At 33.7% G+C, this 15,430-nt stretch carries 16 protein-coding genes; 14 read left to right on the plus strand and 2 right to left on the minus strand.

What is annotated here, in order from left to right:
- Positions 1-27: 27 nt before the first annotated feature.
- From J2W48_RS15625 to J2W48_RS15650, 6 genes are all read left to right on the plus strand, one after another.
- Positions 28-909 (plus strand): DMT family transporter, encoded by an 882-nt coding sequence (locus tag J2W48_RS15625; protein ID WP_310282575.1) that lies wholly within the window; start codon positions 28-30, stop codon positions 907-909.
- A 266-nt stretch (positions 910-1,175) separates the two neighbouring features.
- A complete protein-coding gene (locus J2W48_RS15630; protein ID WP_310282576.1) occupies positions 1,176-1,883 on the plus strand; it encodes an HAD family hydrolase in 708 nt (235 codons plus the stop codon).
- A complete protein-coding gene (locus J2W48_RS15635) occupies positions 1,883-2,512 on the plus strand; it encodes a CatA-like O-acetyltransferase (RefSeq protein ID WP_310282577.1) in 630 nt (209 codons plus the stop codon). The genes J2W48_RS15630 and J2W48_RS15635 overlap by 1 nt, the downstream gene beginning before the upstream one ends.
- 37 nt (positions 2,513-2,549) lie before the next feature.
- Complete coding sequence (locus tag J2W48_RS15640; RefSeq protein WP_310282578.1) at positions 2,550-4,028, plus strand: hypothetical protein; 1,479 nt, start codon at positions 2,550-2,552, stop codon at positions 4,026-4,028.
- 78 nt (positions 4,029-4,106) lie between these two features.
- Positions 4,107-4,625 carry a ferritin gene (locus J2W48_RS15645; protein WP_310282579.1) on the plus strand — a complete coding sequence of 173 codons (519 nt, stop codon included), beginning with the start codon at positions 4,107-4,109 and terminating at the stop codon, positions 4,623-4,625.
- 350 nt (positions 4,626-4,975) lie between these two features.
- Entirely contained in the window at positions 4,976-5,668 is a 693-nt protein-coding gene (locus J2W48_RS15650; RefSeq protein ID WP_310282580.1) for a DUF2461 domain-containing protein, read from the plus strand.
- Between the two features lie 67 nt (positions 5,669-5,735).
- Here the strand turns inward: J2W48_RS15650 and J2W48_RS15655 are convergent, their stop codons facing one another.
- Positions 5,736-6,068 (minus strand): single-stranded DNA-binding protein, encoded by a 333-nt coding sequence (locus J2W48_RS15655; protein ID WP_310282581.1) that lies wholly within the window; start codon positions 6,066-6,068, stop codon positions 5,736-5,738.
- A 177-nt stretch (positions 6,069-6,245) separates the two neighbouring features.
- Between J2W48_RS15655 and J2W48_RS15660 the strand changes: the two genes are divergently transcribed.
- The 4 genes from J2W48_RS15660 (at position 6,246) to J2W48_RS15675 (ending at position 11,809) form a co-directional block, all read left to right on the plus strand.
- Positions 6,246-7,775 carry a GNAT family N-acetyltransferase gene (locus tag J2W48_RS15660; RefSeq protein ID WP_310282582.1) on the plus strand — a complete coding sequence of 510 codons (1,530 nt, stop codon included), beginning with the start codon at positions 6,246-6,248 and terminating at the stop codon, positions 7,773-7,775.
- Between the two features lie 369 nt (positions 7,776-8,144).
- Positions 8,145-8,492, plus strand: coding sequence for a hypothetical protein (locus J2W48_RS15665; protein WP_310282583.1), 348 nt, complete (start codon positions 8,145-8,147; stop codon positions 8,490-8,492).
- Positions 8,493-8,579: 87 nt separating this feature from the next.
- Positions 8,580-10,913, plus strand: a complete 2,334-nt coding sequence (locus J2W48_RS15670) for a M28 family peptidase (RefSeq protein ID WP_409025182.1) — start codon at positions 8,580-8,582, stop codon at positions 10,911-10,913.
- Between the two features lie 20 nt (positions 10,914-10,933).
- Positions 10,934-11,809: a tetratricopeptide repeat protein gene (locus tag J2W48_RS15675; protein ID WP_310282585.1), complete on the plus strand. Its 876-nt coding sequence runs from the start codon at positions 10,934-10,936 to the stop codon at positions 11,807-11,809.
- Between the two features lie 56 nt (positions 11,810-11,865).
- Here the strand turns inward: J2W48_RS15675 and J2W48_RS15680 are convergent, their stop codons facing one another.
- Complete coding sequence (locus tag J2W48_RS15680; RefSeq protein ID WP_310282586.1) at positions 11,866-12,261, minus strand: rhodanese-like domain-containing protein; 396 nt, start codon at positions 12,259-12,261, stop codon at positions 11,866-11,868.
- A gap of 144 nt (positions 12,262-12,405) precedes the next feature.
- Between J2W48_RS15680 and J2W48_RS15685 the strand changes: the two genes are divergently transcribed.
- The 4 genes from J2W48_RS15685 (at position 12,406) to J2W48_RS15700 (ending at position 15,311) form a co-directional block, all read left to right on the plus strand.
- Complete coding sequence (locus J2W48_RS15685) at positions 12,406-13,308, plus strand: LysR family transcriptional regulator (protein ID WP_310282587.1); 903 nt, start codon at positions 12,406-12,408, stop codon at positions 13,306-13,308.
- Positions 13,293-13,742, plus strand: a complete 450-nt coding sequence (locus J2W48_RS15690; protein WP_310282588.1) for a GNAT family N-acetyltransferase — start codon at positions 13,293-13,295, stop codon at positions 13,740-13,742. Before J2W48_RS15685 ends, J2W48_RS15690 begins: the two co-directional genes overlap by 16 nt.
- A gap of 112 nt (positions 13,743-13,854) precedes the next feature.
- Positions 13,855-14,679, plus strand: a complete 825-nt coding sequence (locus J2W48_RS15695; protein WP_310282589.1) for an SDR family oxidoreductase — start codon at positions 13,855-13,857, stop codon at positions 14,677-14,679.
- Between the two features lie 155 nt (positions 14,680-14,834).
- The gene (locus J2W48_RS15700; protein ID WP_310282590.1) at positions 14,835-15,311 is read left to right on the plus strand and encodes a methylated-DNA--[protein]-cysteine S-methyltransferase; all 477 of its coding nucleotides are present in this window, start codon (positions 14,835-14,837) and stop codon (positions 15,309-15,311) included.
- The last annotated feature ends 119 nt before the right edge of the window (positions 15,312-15,430 follow it).

Genomic DNA, 15,430 nt, shown 5'->3' on the forward strand with positions numbered 1-15,430 from the left:
TTTCAAAGTAAGCACGAAACACTTAAAATGAAACTCACTAAACCAAGATTAGCCTTAATCTGCGGGATACTTTGTATTTCTATTTTCCCGATATTGATTAAATTGAAATTAGCTCCGGGATTAATTTCGGCTTTTTACCGAATGACATTTGCAGTGATTTTACTTTTGCCTTATGTGCTTTTGAGCAAAAATTTTAGACTTCCAAAACCAAAAATGATATTTTTGGCAGGACTTTGCGGTGTTTTGTTTTCATCAGATGTTGCCGTTTGGAATATCGCGATTCAGGATTCAAGTGCCACTCAGGCTTCATTATTGACAAATTTATCACCGCTTTGGGTCGGAATTGGGTCTTTTTTGTTTTTGAAATCAAAACCAGCAACCAATTTCTGGATCGGCACCGTGGTTTCATTATTCGGAATGGTGACTTTGGTAGGATTCGGTTTTTTTATGGAATTGAATTTTGATCAGGCATTTCTGTTTGCCGTTTTATCCGGAATACTATATTCGATTTATCTTTTGGTCAGTAAAAATGTACTTTCAGAAATAGATGTTTTATCTTTTATGACCATCAGTTTAATTGCTTCCAGCATTTATCTAGGAATACTTTGTTATTGTTTGAACGAACCTTTTACCGGATTTTCTGACACGGGCTGGTTTGTTTTGGTTCTGCAAGCTGTTATTTGCCAATTATGCGCCTGGCTTTCGATCAGTTATGCCACACAACACATGCGTGCCACAAGAGTTTCCTTAAGTTTATTGAGTCAGGCTGTAATTACTTCCATATTAGCTTGGTTGTTTTTAGAAGAACAAATAACTTTACAAATGGTTTTTGGCGGCATCATTTTGCTTTTCGGAATAAGAATTACTTTTTACGATAAAACAATATCGCTTAAAAGATTTTTTTCTTAGAGTAAGGATTGAGAAATTAGCCCACAGATATGACGGGTTTAAACAGGATTATGCGGATTGTTTTTTTAAACATTTTAATCTGTGGCAAAAAAGTTTTCACGCAGATTTTGCAGATTTTTTGGAAACTCTTTTATCCCGATAGCTATCGGGAATGGCTAAAAAAAATTCGGTAAAATCGTGTAATTGCTTTGCCTGTCCGCTATCGCTCGGGTCGTGGCGAAGGAACCTAAAACCTGAAACAAACAAAACTTGAAACAAAACATTTTATGTTGCATAAAAACAAAATACCAAATTTAAAAGTTATTGCATTTGATGCTGATGATACCCTATTCGTTAATGAACCTTATTTTCAGGAAACCGAGCATAAGTTTTGCGCTTTGATGGAAGATTATCTTTCGCATCAGGGCATTTCGCAGGAATTATTCAAAGTCGAAATTGAGAATCTGCCTTTATACGGATACGGAATCAAAGGTTATATTTTGTCGATGATTGAAGCGGCGATGAACATTTCGAACAATACAATTCCGATTGAGGTTATCGGAAAAATTATCCAATACGGAAAAGAATTACTTGAAAAACCAATTGAGTTATTAGACGGAATTGAAGAAACGTTGCAGGCTTTGCACGGAAAATACAGATTAGTGGTAGCTACAAAAGGAGATTTAAAAGACCAACACAGCAAATTACATCGTTCCGGTTTAGGTCATTATTTTCACCATATTGAAGTGATGTCAGACAAACAGGAAATCGATTACCAGAAATTATTAGGTCGTTTGGATATTCAGGCGCATGAATTTTTGATGATCGGCAATTCTTTAAAATCAGATGTACTGCCCGTTTTAGGAATTGGCGGTTATGCCGTTCATATTCCGTTTCACACAACCTGGGAGCACGAAAAAATCAACCATAAAGTAGAACATAAACATTTTAGTTCATTTGAAAAAATTACTGAAGTCGTTCATAACTTATTATAATGAAAACACTTTTAGATTTAGAAAACTGGAACAGGAAAGAGCATTTTGCACATTTCAGTCAAATGGACGAACCTTTTTTTGGTGCGACAGTTGAAATTGATTGTACCAAAGCCTATCAAAAGGCAAAAAGCCTGAATACTTCCTTTTTTATTTACTATTTACATAAAACACTGATTGCCGTAAATGCCATTAAAAATTTTAAATATCGAATTTCCGGAGAGAAAATTTATATCAATGATCGCATCGATGCTTCGGCAACAATTGGCCGTGAAGATGGCACTTTTGGGTTTTCATTAATTGAATACCATCCTGATTTAAGCATTTTCGAAAAAACAGTTTTGGCAGAAACTGAACGTATCCAAAACACAACGGGTCTTTTTACAAGATCATTTGATGATGATAACCTGATTCATTTCTCGGCAATTCCATGGCTGAATTTTACTTCGCTTTCGCATGCGCGCAGTTATTCTTTTCCAGACAGTTGCCCTAAAATTTCTTTTGGAAAAATGATTATCTTAGAAAACGGAAGAAAAACTATGGCAATGTCTGTACATGTTCATCATGGCTTAATGGACGGATTGCATGTAGGTCAATTTGCAGATCTTTTTCAGGAAATAATGAATCAATAAAAAAGATAAACGGAACAATATTTGAGAGTAAAAACACATGAAAAAATTATTTCTTCTTTTCTGCGTCTTTTATAATTCTGTCTCACTAAGTCAGACGGTATTAAATTCTTTTTCATTAAACCTAAACAGACCTCTAGAAAACGGTCAAATCCTAAATATCGAAGATGTAAAAACCAATGATATCTATGTTTTTGCAGCTGATAATAAATATATCAATATCTTAAAATACAATAAATCTCTTTTCCTTACAAATCAATATACTGATTTTATAAAAAGTGCAGAAAACAGATTCCTGATTGGGCATAGTATTAGCGATGACGGAAATCCCATCCTTTATTGGGCAACAGAAAATTTAAAAAACATAAGAATTATTAAATATTATCTGGAAACAAAGGCTACAAAGGTATTAAATTTCGATTTACCTCCAAACAATGAATACATCATAACTTCTTTCCAAAAAAACAATGTTTTTTATATTTTATCGAAAGAAACAAACCAAAAGCATTTATTACTTTATGAATTTAACAATGGAAAATGCGAGATAAAAATGTTTGATTTATCAACAATACTATTTCAAAATGAAAAAGGACAAAATCTGGCTTTTAACACCATTATTCAATATTATCCAATTGAAAAAATGGATACTGACAATTTTAATGCGTTAGACAAAACGACAAACAAAAGCAAGATGTATGTACTCGACAATCAGATTCTTTTGACATTCGATCACAGTTTAAAAAAGACACAGGTTTTAAGTCTTAACCTGGAAACGCCAGGTGTTACCGAGAAAATCTTTAATCAGCCGATCTCTAAAACACCATCAAAAACTTCAAATTCTTTTTTTTACGAAAATAAATTATTACAAATCAAGGCAAGTAACGAAGAACTTTTGTTTGACATCAAAGATTTTGATTCAGGTAAACCCCTTAAAAGTGTTGCTGTTTCAAAAAATGACACAATTCAGTTTAAAAACTCTCCTTTGTTTTTACAGATAAACGAAAAAAAACCTCAGAAAATAAAAACTACAAGCAAATTCTTAAAACAGTTATCGGCTTTAAACGCCGGAATATCTGCTTTTAAAAACATGAAGGACACTTTTATATCAGTGGGTGGATTTGCACAATATGAGGCTTCAAATTACAGCTACGGGCTGAACAGTTTTTTTGGGGATTTTAATAATGACTTTGCTACGTATTCAGAATATGGGAACAAAATGGTTTTCTTTGATTCTATGCTCAATTCAGATTTTGAATTTGTAAACAACAAACAATCAGAACCTTTGGCTTTTGACAATATTTTTTATTATCTAAGCATCAATAAAAATGTTTCGCTGCAAAATATTCTTAAACTAAAAGATTATTACATTTTAAGTTATTATGACCCGAATTTAAAACAATTCATCATGCGTAAATTTACGGATGGTTTTATGATTGAAGATAATGGAAATCCAATTATGAATAAGGCGCAATTTTCAAAACCCTTCTCATTTGGTAAAATTAAATTTATTGAGAATTAATCCAAATGTACTATGTTTTGAAGGTTTCAAAAAAACGGTTGAATTATTTTTTTTAACTTTACAAAAAAGACACAAATTATGTTATCAAAAAATATTGAAGCCGCTTTAAATAAGCAAATCCGCATAGAGGCGGAATCTTCACAAACTTACCTTTCAATGGCTTGTTGGGCTGAAGTACACGGATTAGAGGGAATTGCCCAGTTTATGTACACCCAATCAGATGAAGAGCGTGCACACATGCTTAAACTGGTTAAATATATTAATGAGCGTGGCGGACATGCACAGGTTACCGACCTTAAAGCACCAAAAACAAGTTATTCAACTTTTAAAGAAATGTTTGAAGCGCTTTATAACCACGAAATTTTTGTTTCAGAATCTATTAACGAATTAGTACACATTACTTTTGAGGAAAAAGATTATGCAACACATAATTTCCTACAATGGTATGTTGCAGAACAAATTGAAGAAGAAGCTACAGCCAAATCCATTCTTGACAAAATCAACTTAATTGGTGATGATAAAGGCGGACTTTACTTGTTTGATCGTGATATTCAGCAATTAACGGTTACAAGTTCAATCGCTATCAACCCAAAATAAAAAAGTTAAAGTTTATTTAGAATACATAAAAATAACATTTTTCTTTTATATTTGTCTCAGTTTTATAATTCAGACACAAATTGAGCAAGAAAGATAAAGTTAAGGACAAGAAAAAGGATAAAAAGAAAAAAAAGAATAAGGATATCCTTGAAAACATTAAGAAGCTTGAAAACTGCAAGTCTTCTTGCTGTGAAAAATTCAAAAAAAGCGAGAAGAAACGTTGTTCCCGTTGTCCTATGTTTGACTTATTCAAAAAAACTGCTTAACAAATTATACAAAACCCACCAAGAAATTTGGTGGGTTTTTAGTTAAAATACAATCTTCTTCTGATTTATAATGACTAACATTTTATGAAAAACCAAATTCTTATACCCCAATCCAGTCTCGATTTTTTGCTTCAGCTTAAAGAAAATAATAATAAACCCTGGTTCGAGTCAAATAAACCAAACTACTTAAAAGAATTAAATCATATTGAAAATTTTGCAGATGCTTTGCTTCAGGAACTCTCTAAAACTGATGTTTTAGAAACATCTTCAGGTAAAAAAAGCGTTTACCGAATTTATCGTGATATTCGTTTCTCTAAAGATAAAACTCCTTTTAAAACTTTTTGGGGAGGCAGCTATACCCGAGCAACAAAGGAAAGGCGTGGCGGTTATTATTTTCATTTAGAAAAAGGAAATAGTTTTTTTGCCGGTGGATTTTGGGGACCTAATGCTGCAGATTTAAAACGGATAAGAACCGAATTTGCCCATGATGCCAAACCAATGCAAAAAATATTGCAGTCAGAATCTTTTGTGAGCACTTTTGGGACTTTACAGGGCGAGCAGCTTAAAACAGCACCAAAAGGTTTTGATGTCAATCATCCTGCGATTGATTTGCTCCGCTACAAACAGTTTTTGATCATTAAACGTTTTACTGATGAGGAAGTATTAAGTTCACATTTTTTAGAACAGGCTTTAGACACCTGCAAAAACATGAGGCCTTTTTTTGATTATATGAGCGAAGTACTTACAACAGATCTAAATGGCGCTTCTGTTTTATAATTTAAAACGCAAAAAACCCGACAGATTTTTGAACCTGTCGGGTTTGAATATCAAATTTATTTTGCGATTATTTACTTAACAGCAAAATCTCATTGACAATAACTTCGGTAACATATCTTTTTTCTCCATTTTTATCATCGTAGCTTCTGTGTGTCAGTTTTCCCTCAACGGCTACTTCTTTTCCTTTTGTCACATATTTTTCGATAATTTCAGCCGTTTTCCCCCAGGCTGCAACACGATGCCATTCGGTGTGTTCAATTTTTTCTCCTTTATCATTGGTATATTTGTCATTAGTAGCGATACTTAAATAGGCTAATTTTTTTCCGTTTTCTAATGTTTTGATTTCTGGATCATTCCCAGCGTTTCCAATTAATTGTACTCTGTTTTTCATTGCGTTCATGGCGTATATTATTTAAAGGTTTATATAAAATTGAATTCGTTCGTCAAATTCAACAAGGCAAAGATGCGATGGTTCAAAAAATTTATTCGGTTGCAAACTATTTACTTTCGGTTGTAACTATTTGTAACCGTTTGTAAATGGGAAATATTTTACTATATTTGAGAGAAATCGCACTATATGCAAACACAGATCAACAAGGTTGAATTACGGAATTTAGAATTCGAAGACTACAAACAGCTAAAAAATTCGATGGTAGAATCCTATCCGGAGATGGCTAATTCCTATTGGAGAGCTGATGATATTGAGAGATTGCTTTCTATATTTCCCGAAGGCCAATTGGTAATTTTAGTTGATGGCAAAGTGGTTGGTTCTGCATTATCCCTGATTGTTGATGAAAAATTAGTGGATAAAAGACACAATTACAGACAAGTTGTTGGTGATTATAGTTTTTCTACCCATAACGCAAATGGAGAAATTTTATACGGAATCGATGTTTTCATCCATCCCAATTATCGCGGCTTACGTTTAGGCCGTCGTTTGTATGATGCACGAAAAGAGTTGTGCGAGCAACTAAATTTGAAAGCAATTGTTTTTGCAGGCCGAATTCCGAATTATGCGCAACATTCTAAAAAAATGACGCCAAAAAACTATATTGACAAGGTAAAACATAAGGAATTACATGATCCTGTACTTTCGTTTCAGCTCAGCAACGACTTTCACGTTTTGCGAATTATCAAGAATTACCTCGAAGGAGATGAAGAGTCTAAAGAGTTTGCGGTTCTTTTAGAATGGAATAACGTTTATTATGATGAAAGCCCAAAACTGATTAATCTTGAAAAAAGCGTGATCCGTTTAGGATTGATCCAATGGCAAATGCGTCAATTGAACAATCTTGAAGAATTTTTCGAGCAATCGGAATTTTTTATTGATGTCGTTTCCGGTTATGGAGCTGATTTTGCTTTATTTCCGGAACTTTTTATCGCGCCACTAATGGCCGATTATAATCATTTATCAGAAGCTGAGGCAATTCGGGAACTGGCAAGATATTCTGATCCCATCAGAAAACGCTTTCAGGAGTTTGCCATTTCTTACAACATCAATATTATTACCGGAAGTATGCCGTATTTAGAGAATGGTAATTTGTTTAATGTTGGTTTTTTATGCAAACGGGACGGAACCTCTGAAATGTATACTAAAATTCACGTAACGCCAAACGAAGTACAGCATTGGGGAATGAAGGGAGGATCACATTTTCAGACCTTTGATACCGATTGTGGAAAAATTGGAATTCTGATTTGTTATGATGTGGAATTCCCGGAACTTTCAAGAATTATGGCCAATGAAGGCATGAATATTTTATTTGTTCCATTTTTAACCGATACTCAAAATGCCTATACACGTGTAAAACACTGTTCACAGGCACGTGCTATTGAAAATGAATGTTATGTGGCGATTGCAGGATGTGTTGGAAATTTACCAAAAGTAAATAATATGGATATCCAATATGCGCAGGCTTCTGTATTTACGCCTTCAGATTTTGCTTTTCCAAGTAACGGTATCAAAGCCGAAGCGACTCCCAATACTGAAATGACTTTGATTGTTGATGTAGATCTGAATTTACTGAAACAACTTCATGAACACGGAAGTGTTCGGATTTTAAAAGACAGACGTGATGATTTATATGAGATTAGGAAAATAAATCCTTGATGAAAATAAATTAATTCGAGAACTTCAGGCAAAAAAACACGAATAAACGTCACTTCGAGTGTTTTTGGCTCCTGGAGTTATTTTGAAAACAAAGGTTGAATGGCCAAAATTGTATTGAGAAGTTTTAGCTTACATAATGGCTCTCGATACGATTTATAAAAATGCTATCGCTATTTCATAAAATCACTCGAACTGACGATGAAATTAAAAGAACGATGCCTAATAAATAGCCCTGTTTAAGCCGATATCCTCGTAACACAATGAAGAGATAAAGGCGAAAGCAGGAATGGATGTCACAATACAAAACATTCATTCGCTCAGGAATAAAACAAATAAAGTTGCCGTATTTTCAACTTAAATGATAAATAAATGAAGACATGCCTGGAATGCTCCGAAAAAATTGTAGGTCGGGAAGACAAGAAGTTCTGCTCAGACAGTTGTCGAAATGCCTACAATAACAAAATAAATAAAGACAGTACCAATTTTATGCGGAATGTAAACAACAAACTCCGCAAAAATTATCGCATATTAGCGGAGCTGAATACTGAAGGAAAATCAAAAGCAACACGTGATAAAATGATCAATAAAGGTTTCGATTTTGATTTTTTTACCAATATTCTGCAAACAAAAACAGGAAACACTTACTATTTCCTGTACGATCAGGGATATCGGTCTCTGGACAATGATTATTTTATGCTCGTAAAAAAAGAAATTTAGCTCCCCAAACCTACTATGAAAAAAAAATACAATTCCGTTTTAGCCACATTAGGCATCCTACTAATCCTCGGCTTTATTTATGCGACAATGATGCCGCAACGAATTACCCAGGATGAAGAAGCCCTGGCTGAATTTTCTACTGAAAGAGCGCTGGATCAGGTTCGGATTATAGCGAAAAAACCGCATTACGTTGGCTCAGAAAATCATGAGCTGGTGGCTAATTATCTTATACTGGAACTGAATAAAATTGGTCTGGAAACCAGTATTCAGGAAGGGTTTACCCTAAATGATAAAGGGCTTTTGGTAAAATCAAAGAATATTTTAGCCCGAATAAAAGGAACTAATAATTCTAAAGCCTTGCTTTTGCTGTCACATTACGATAGTGCCCCACACTCATCCTCAAAAGGTGCCAGTGACGATGCGTCCGGAGTAGCAACCATTTTAGAAGGAATACGTGCTTTTTTATATGCCAAACAGCCTCATAAAAACGATATTATTATTCTTTTTTCAGATGCTGAGGAATTGGGCTTAAACGGAGCTGCACTTTTTGTCAATCAACATCCGTGGGCAAAGGATGTAGGACTGGTTTTAAATTTTGAAGCAAGAGGTTCTTCAGGTCCAAGCTATATGCTGATGGAAACTAACAAAGGGAATCAGGCGCTTATAAAAGAATTTGCTAATGCCAAACCCAAATATCCAGTTTCCAACTCCTTGATGTACAGCATCTATAAAATGCTTCCTAATGATACCGATTTAACTGTTTTCAGGGAACAAGGTAATATTCAGGGATTTAATTTTGCTTTTATTGATGGTCATTACAATTATCACACCCAACAGGATGATGTTGAGCATTTAAACAAAACTACCTTAAAACATCAGGGAAGGTATCTAATGCCTTTATTAAAATATTTTTCGAATATTGATCTGAACCAGACTCAGTCTTCAGAAGACAATGTTTATTTCAATATTCCGTTTTCATTCATCACCTATCCGTTTTCATGGGTTTTTCCAATGACACTTATAGCTTTAGGATTCTTAGTCCTTTTTATTTTTATTGGAAAAGTCAAACGTATTATTACTTTCAGGGAAATTGCGAAAGGCTTTGTACCTCTTTTAGGTTCTGTGATTATTTCAGGATTGGTTACCTTTTTGGGATGGAAAATCTTTTTGGGCGTCTATCCGCAATACGATGATTTATTAAACGGATTCACTTACAACGGTCACGCCTACATTGGCGGATTTGTAGCATTAAGCATCGCAATTTGTTTTGCATTTTACCATCATTTTTCTGATACGAAATTGACCATGAATCATTATGTCGCTCCATTATTACTTTGGATCGTCATTAATGCCTTTTTAGCCAATAGTTTAACCGGTGCAGGATTTTTGATTATCCCGGTTTATTTCGGAATCATATTGTTTGGCATTTTTGTACTGACACAAGGTTTTAGTTTAGGGCTCAATTTAATTTTCAGCATTCCTGCCCTAATTATTGTTGCTCCGTTTATACAAATGTTCCCTGTTGGATTAGGATTAAAAATTCTTTACGGAAGTGCCATTCTTACCGTACTCACTTTTGGACTATTATTGCCGGTTTTTGGATCGTTTTACCGAAAAGGAGTCTGGACAATGCTATTCTTTTTTATTGCTATCGGATGTTTTGTATATGCCGGTGTAAATTCCGGATACGAGCATGGGAAGGCAAAATCAAACAGTTTGTTGTATGTTTATAATGCTGATACTGATGCAGCAGTCTGGGCAACTTATGATGTTAACTTAGATTATTGGACCAAAAATTATCTGGGCAATACGCCACAAAAAGAGTTTGAACTGAATAAACTACCAATGTTCAGTAAATACAATTCGGCTTTTACTTACAGCGCTTCAGCACGAAAAATAGATTTACCGAAACCTACTGTAAATTTCTTAAAAGACAGTGTAATTGGTGATAACAGGTATCTTAAAATCAAAATTACACCAAATCGAAAAGTTAACCGCTACGACATCTTTGCAGACCCTAAAATGGAATTTTACAATTTCAAAGCCAACGGCGTTTCAACTTCAGGAGAGAAAGGAAATAAGTTGAAAGTAAAAGGAATGAAAATACTTTGCTACTATGTTGTAGACAACGAACCTCTTATTATGGAATTCTATTTAAAAAAATCATCCGTTTTTGATATGGATTTGATTGAAAGTTCTTTCGATTTAATGACGAATTCATTATTCAAAATAACACCAAGAAGTGACTGGATGATGCCGACTCCTTTTGTATTGAATGATGCTATTTTGATTCAGCAAAAAATAAAAAGAAATGCTGAAGTTTTAAAACCAATTGTACCTGTGGTCGAAGACAATTTGAATATTGCAAAGGACAGATTAGAGCCTACTATGAAAATTAAAAAAGAAGTTTTAATTAGATAATCATTTCTAAAACCAATTTAATGAAAAAAATATTTCTGGTTACATTAACTACTTTAGTATTTAGCGTTGGATTTTCCCAAAACGTTGAAGAAAACATTGCAAAACAAGCTTGTGAATGCTTACATAAAAATGATATAATAACAGAAGAAATTTATACTTCTTGTTTAAGCAATGCATTGGCTGATGTAGTTTTAAAAGATAACGATATAAAAGTAAGAGAATCTATAAATACAGTGGAAGGGATTCAAAGTCTTCTTGAAAAATCAAATGCTGTTTTGAGCAAAACCTGCGATAAAGTTTCTAAAAATGATGCTAAAGCTGAAAGTAAAAGTAGCCCCTTTTATTCGGAATCAAAAAATGAACAAGCTCAAAATTTGTATATAATTGCTAAAGACCTTATGCATGCCCAGAATTATAAACCAGCGATTGAAAGTCTTCAGATGGCTCTAAAAAAAGATCCAAAGTTTGTTTTGGCTTTGGATGACATTGCAATGTGTTACAAACAGCTAAATGAATATGAAAATGCCATAAAATATTATAAAAAATCACTCGAAATTTATCCCGAAGGTGATTTTGCTTTAGTAAATATTGGCGTCGTTTACACTTTAAAAACAGATTATAAAACCGCTCTTACTTATTATGAAAAACTGATAAAATATGACCCTAACAATGCCGAAGGTTATTTTGGAGCAGGAAAAAGCTATTTAGCCTTAAATAATGACGAAAAAGCATTAGATCAAATTTTTAAAGCTCATAGAATATATACTACTGATGAATCCGACTATATAAAAGATACTGAAAATTTAATGGGAGCTATTTATCAAAAAATGACGAAAGAAAATAAAGAAGACGTTTTCAAAAAAATTGCAGCAGAAAACAATATTACAATTGAATAATTCTTTTTTAAAGCATAACAAAAGGGCAAGTTTCAAATAGAAATTTGCCCTTTTCTTTAACAAGCACATTCAATCTTTAACCCGGATTGTTTCCCTTTTGTACCTTCGGTAGCGTAACCATCAATTTTCCACCACTCGATTCCGCCAATTAATTCTTTTACTTTAAAACCTAGTTTTGCCATATTCAAGGCGCCTTTAGTCGAAGCGTTACATCCAATTCCATCACAATAGGTAACATACAAAGCGTCTTTGTCTAAATGTTTGGTACTTTCAACGGTCATTTCACGATGCGGAATATTAATCGCTGTCGGAATATGTTCTGCTTCAAATCCAAAAGTTTTCCTTGTATCCAAAGCAATCACTTTTTCTCCTTTATTCAAAGCGTCAAACAAATCTGATGGATCCATTTCGTATGCTAATTTGTTTTCATAATGTTTAATTTGTTCTTCCATCTTATTCCATTTTAGTGATTTACTTTTTCAAAAGTATTTTAAGTTTACTTCCCATAAAAACGAAAAGAATTCATCAATTTCATTACTTTTTTTCATACAAAACCAAACTAAAATTTTGTTCCTTTGTATGCTAACTTTCAAAAAATGGAAATACGTCATTTACGCTTAATTAAGGCGATTGTTGAAGAAGGAAGTATCACCAAAGCAATTGACAAGCTTCATTTGACACAATCGGCTTTGAGCCACCAACTTAAAGAAGCCGAATATCAGTTAGGTACACCCATTTTTTTGAGAATGAATAAAAAACTGGTTTTAACCAAAGCCGGTGAAAAAATGTATGACCTTGCCAATGACATACTGGACAAGCTTTCGCAAACACAATCACAAATCAAACAAATGGTTTATGGAGAATATGGCGAAATCAGGATTAGTACAGAATGTTTTTCGAGTTATCATTGGCTGCCTTCGGTTTTAAAACAATTTCATCTTTTGTATCCCAATGTAGAATTGAAAATTGTAACCGAAGCAACTCATATTCCATTGCAAAAATTATTAGAAAACATAATTGACATTGCTATTGTAAGCGATCAGATAAAAGATAACAACATCAAATATACTGAGCTTTTTCAGGATGAAGTTGTGATGGTTGTTTCTGAAAACCATTCCTGGACGAATAAAAAATATGTCGTTGCCGAAGATTTCGTAAACGAACACTTACTAATTCATTCTCTTCCGATGGAAACCGTTACAATTCATCAGTTTGTTTTGGCTCCAGCCAAAGTAACCCCCAGAAAAATAACGCCTTTACCTCTAACAGAAGCTTCTCTGGAAATGGTAAAAGCTGATATGGGCGTTATGTCCATGGCAAAATGGGCGTTGCAGCCACATTTAAAAAACAATCCCATAAAAGCCATTAAAATTGGAAAGAATGGTTTAAAAAGAAAGCATTTTATCGCAATTCGGGAGAACCAAATTTATCCGGATTATTTTCATCATTTCATTACTTATTTACAAAACGAAATCAATCTTCAATGGAATATTCAATAAGGAATTGCGAAATATCAGATTTGCCTAAACTTGTAGTTCTGTGTCAGAAACATGCAGAATTTGAGAAAGCTCACTTTTCTTCGGAAGGAAAACAAGAAGGTTTAAAAAAAGCCTTATTTGATGAACAACCAAAATTATATTGTTTGGTCGTCGCTACTGATAAAGACATTGTTGGTTATGTTTCGTATACATTTGATTATTCGACATGGGATGCCACAACATTTATGTATATGGATTGTTTGTTTTTGGAAGAAAAAGCAAGAAGTTTTGGAATTGGTGAAGTTTTAATTGACAGGCTAAGGGAAATCGGAACTGAAAAGAATTGCATCAACATACAATGGCAGACACCTCAATTTAACGAAAGAGCTATAAAATTCTATCACAGAATTGGTGGAAAAGGAAAAGATAAAGTTCGTTTTACTTTAAAGTTGTAATATTTATTACTTACGCCAATCCCCCCATATAATTTAATCTCGCGAAGGCACAAAGAAAAAGTCTTTCATAAGTTTTAACTTTGCGCCTTTGAAACTTTGTACCTAATAAAAAATGACACAAATTAGCATTTTAGGATGTGGCTGGCTGGGGTTGCCTTTAGCGAAAAGGTTAATCGAAAAAGGATATTCTCTGAACGGATCTACAACTTCTGAAGCCAAACTTCCGACATTGAAAGAAGCGCGAATACACCCTTTTTTGGTTGTGCTTGAAGGCGAAAGTGATTCAGAATCAATAAATACTTTTTTAGCGAAAAGTGAAATTCTAATTATTGATATTCCACCAAAATTACGTGGAAACAACGCCGTTATTGCAGATTCATCCCGAAAGGTTTTTGTAGAAAAAATAGAAATCCTGATTCCGTTTATAGAGAGATCATCTGTAAAAAAAGTACTTTTTGTAAGTTCAACATCTGTTTATGGAGATATAAATGAACTAATTACCGAAGAAACTATTCCGAATCCGGAAACGGAAAGCGGTAAACAATTGCTTGTAGCCGAAGCTGTTTTACAAAAGAATAAAAACTTTGAAACTACAATCCTTCGCTTTGGCGGATTGATTGGCGAAGATCGTCATCCGGTCACTTCGTTATCAGGAAAAGAAAATCTCGCCAATGCAGATGCTCCGGTAAATTTAATTCATCAAAATGACTGCATTAGTATCATTGAAGCAATCATTCGCCAATCAAAATGGAATGAGGTTTTCAATGCCGTTGCCCCTTTTCATCCTTCCAGGGAAGAATATTACACACAAAAAGCCAGGGAGCAAAACCTGCTATTACCGAAATTCAATTCTGAAAAATCGAATATCAAAAAGATTGTTTCAAGCGAGAAAACTGAAAAAATTCTAAACTACAAGTTTAAGTTAGACGATTATTAAACCATATAAGTGATTTAAGTTCATTTAAATCACTTATATAAAATTACGTAGAGCACTCAAAATCTTTACATTACAAAAAAAACGCTTAAATTACTTATATCGCTTATATGGTTTTAAAAAAAAACTTTGCGAACTTTACGGTTAAACCAAAATTTATGGAAACAGCTTATATAAATTCGCCTTTGGGAATTACCAAAATCATTGGTGATGAAGGAGGTATTTCGGTAATTTCTGTTTCAGATGTTGGCACAAATGAAGTTTCGCAGACAATTCCAGAAGTTTTAAAAGAAACCGTTACACAGCTTCAGGAATATTTTGAAGGAAAAAGAACTGTCTTCGATTTAAAACTAAATCCACAAGGCACAGATTTTCAACAAAGAGTCTGGAAATCCTTATTGAAAATTCCATACGGAAAAACGGTAAGTTACATGGATCAAACTAAAAAACTGGGCGATATAAAAGCAATTCGTGCCGTTGCATCGGCCAATGGAAAAAATCCGTTATGGATTGTCGTTCCGTGTCATCGGGTTATAGGCACAAATGGGTCTTTAACTGGTTACGCCGGAGGTTTATCCCGTAAGAAATGGCTTTTAGAACACGAAAACCCGAATACACAGCAGAGTCTTTTTTAAAAATTAAACGCCAATTACACTGATTTACATAAATTAAAATTATAGTTTTATATTTACAAAAGTGAATTCCGTGAATTGTTTTTGCCCAAAACAATTTGTGTTAATTCACGCAATTCGTG

It is taken from the genome of Flavobacterium piscis, from assembly GCF_031457575.1.
GTDB lineage: Bacteria > Bacteroidota > Bacteroidia > Flavobacteriales > Flavobacteriaceae > Flavobacterium > Flavobacterium piscis_A.

Coding starts and splice junctions, on each gene's coding strand:
- J2W48_RS15650 (WP_310282580.1), top strand. CDS start 4,976: ATGAAAAACCAAATTCTTATACCCCAATCCAGTCTCGATTTTTTGCTT.
- J2W48_RS15660 (WP_310282582.1), top strand. CDS start 6,246: ATGCAAACACAGATCAACAAGGTTGAATTACGGAATTTAGAATTCGAA.
- J2W48_RS15695 (WP_310282589.1), top strand. CDS start 13,855: ATGACACAAATTAGCATTTTAGGATGTGGCTGGCTGGGGTTGCCTTTA.
- J2W48_RS15645 (WP_310282579.1), top strand. CDS start 4,107: ATGTTATCAAAAAATATTGAAGCCGCTTTAAATAAGCAAATCCGCATA.
- J2W48_RS15635 (WP_310282577.1), top strand. CDS start 1,883: ATGAAAACACTTTTAGATTTAGAAAACTGGAACAGGAAAGAGCATTTT.
- J2W48_RS15655 (WP_310282581.1), bottom strand. CDS start 6,068: ATGAACGCAATGAAAAACAGAGTACAATTAATTGGAAACGCTGGGAAT.
- J2W48_RS15680 (WP_310282586.1), bottom strand. CDS start 12,261: ATGGAAGAACAAATTAAACATTATGAAAACAAATTAGCATACGAAATG.
- J2W48_RS15640 (WP_310282578.1), top strand. CDS start 2,550: ATGAAAAAATTATTTCTTCTTTTCTGCGTCTTTTATAATTCTGTCTCA.
- J2W48_RS15670 (WP_409025182.1), top strand. CDS start 8,580: ATGATGCCGCAACGAATTACCCAGGATGAAGAAGCCCTGGCTGAATTT.
- J2W48_RS15700 (WP_310282590.1), top strand. CDS start 14,835: ATGGAAACAGCTTATATAAATTCGCCTTTGGGAATTACCAAAATCATT.
- J2W48_RS15625 (WP_310282575.1), top strand. CDS start 28: ATGAAACTCACTAAACCAAGATTAGCCTTAATCTGCGGGATACTTTGT.
- J2W48_RS15630 (WP_310282576.1), top strand. CDS start 1,176: ATGTTGCATAAAAACAAAATACCAAATTTAAAAGTTATTGCATTTGAT.
- J2W48_RS15685 (WP_310282587.1), top strand. CDS start 12,406: ATGGAAATACGTCATTTACGCTTAATTAAGGCGATTGTTGAAGAAGGA.
- J2W48_RS15690 (WP_310282588.1), top strand. CDS start 13,293: ATGGAATATTCAATAAGGAATTGCGAAATATCAGATTTGCCTAAACTT.
- J2W48_RS15665 (WP_310282583.1), top strand. CDS start 8,145: ATGAAGACATGCCTGGAATGCTCCGAAAAAATTGTAGGTCGGGAAGAC.
- J2W48_RS15675 (WP_310282585.1), top strand. CDS start 10,934: ATGAAAAAAATATTTCTGGTTACATTAACTACTTTAGTATTTAGCGTT.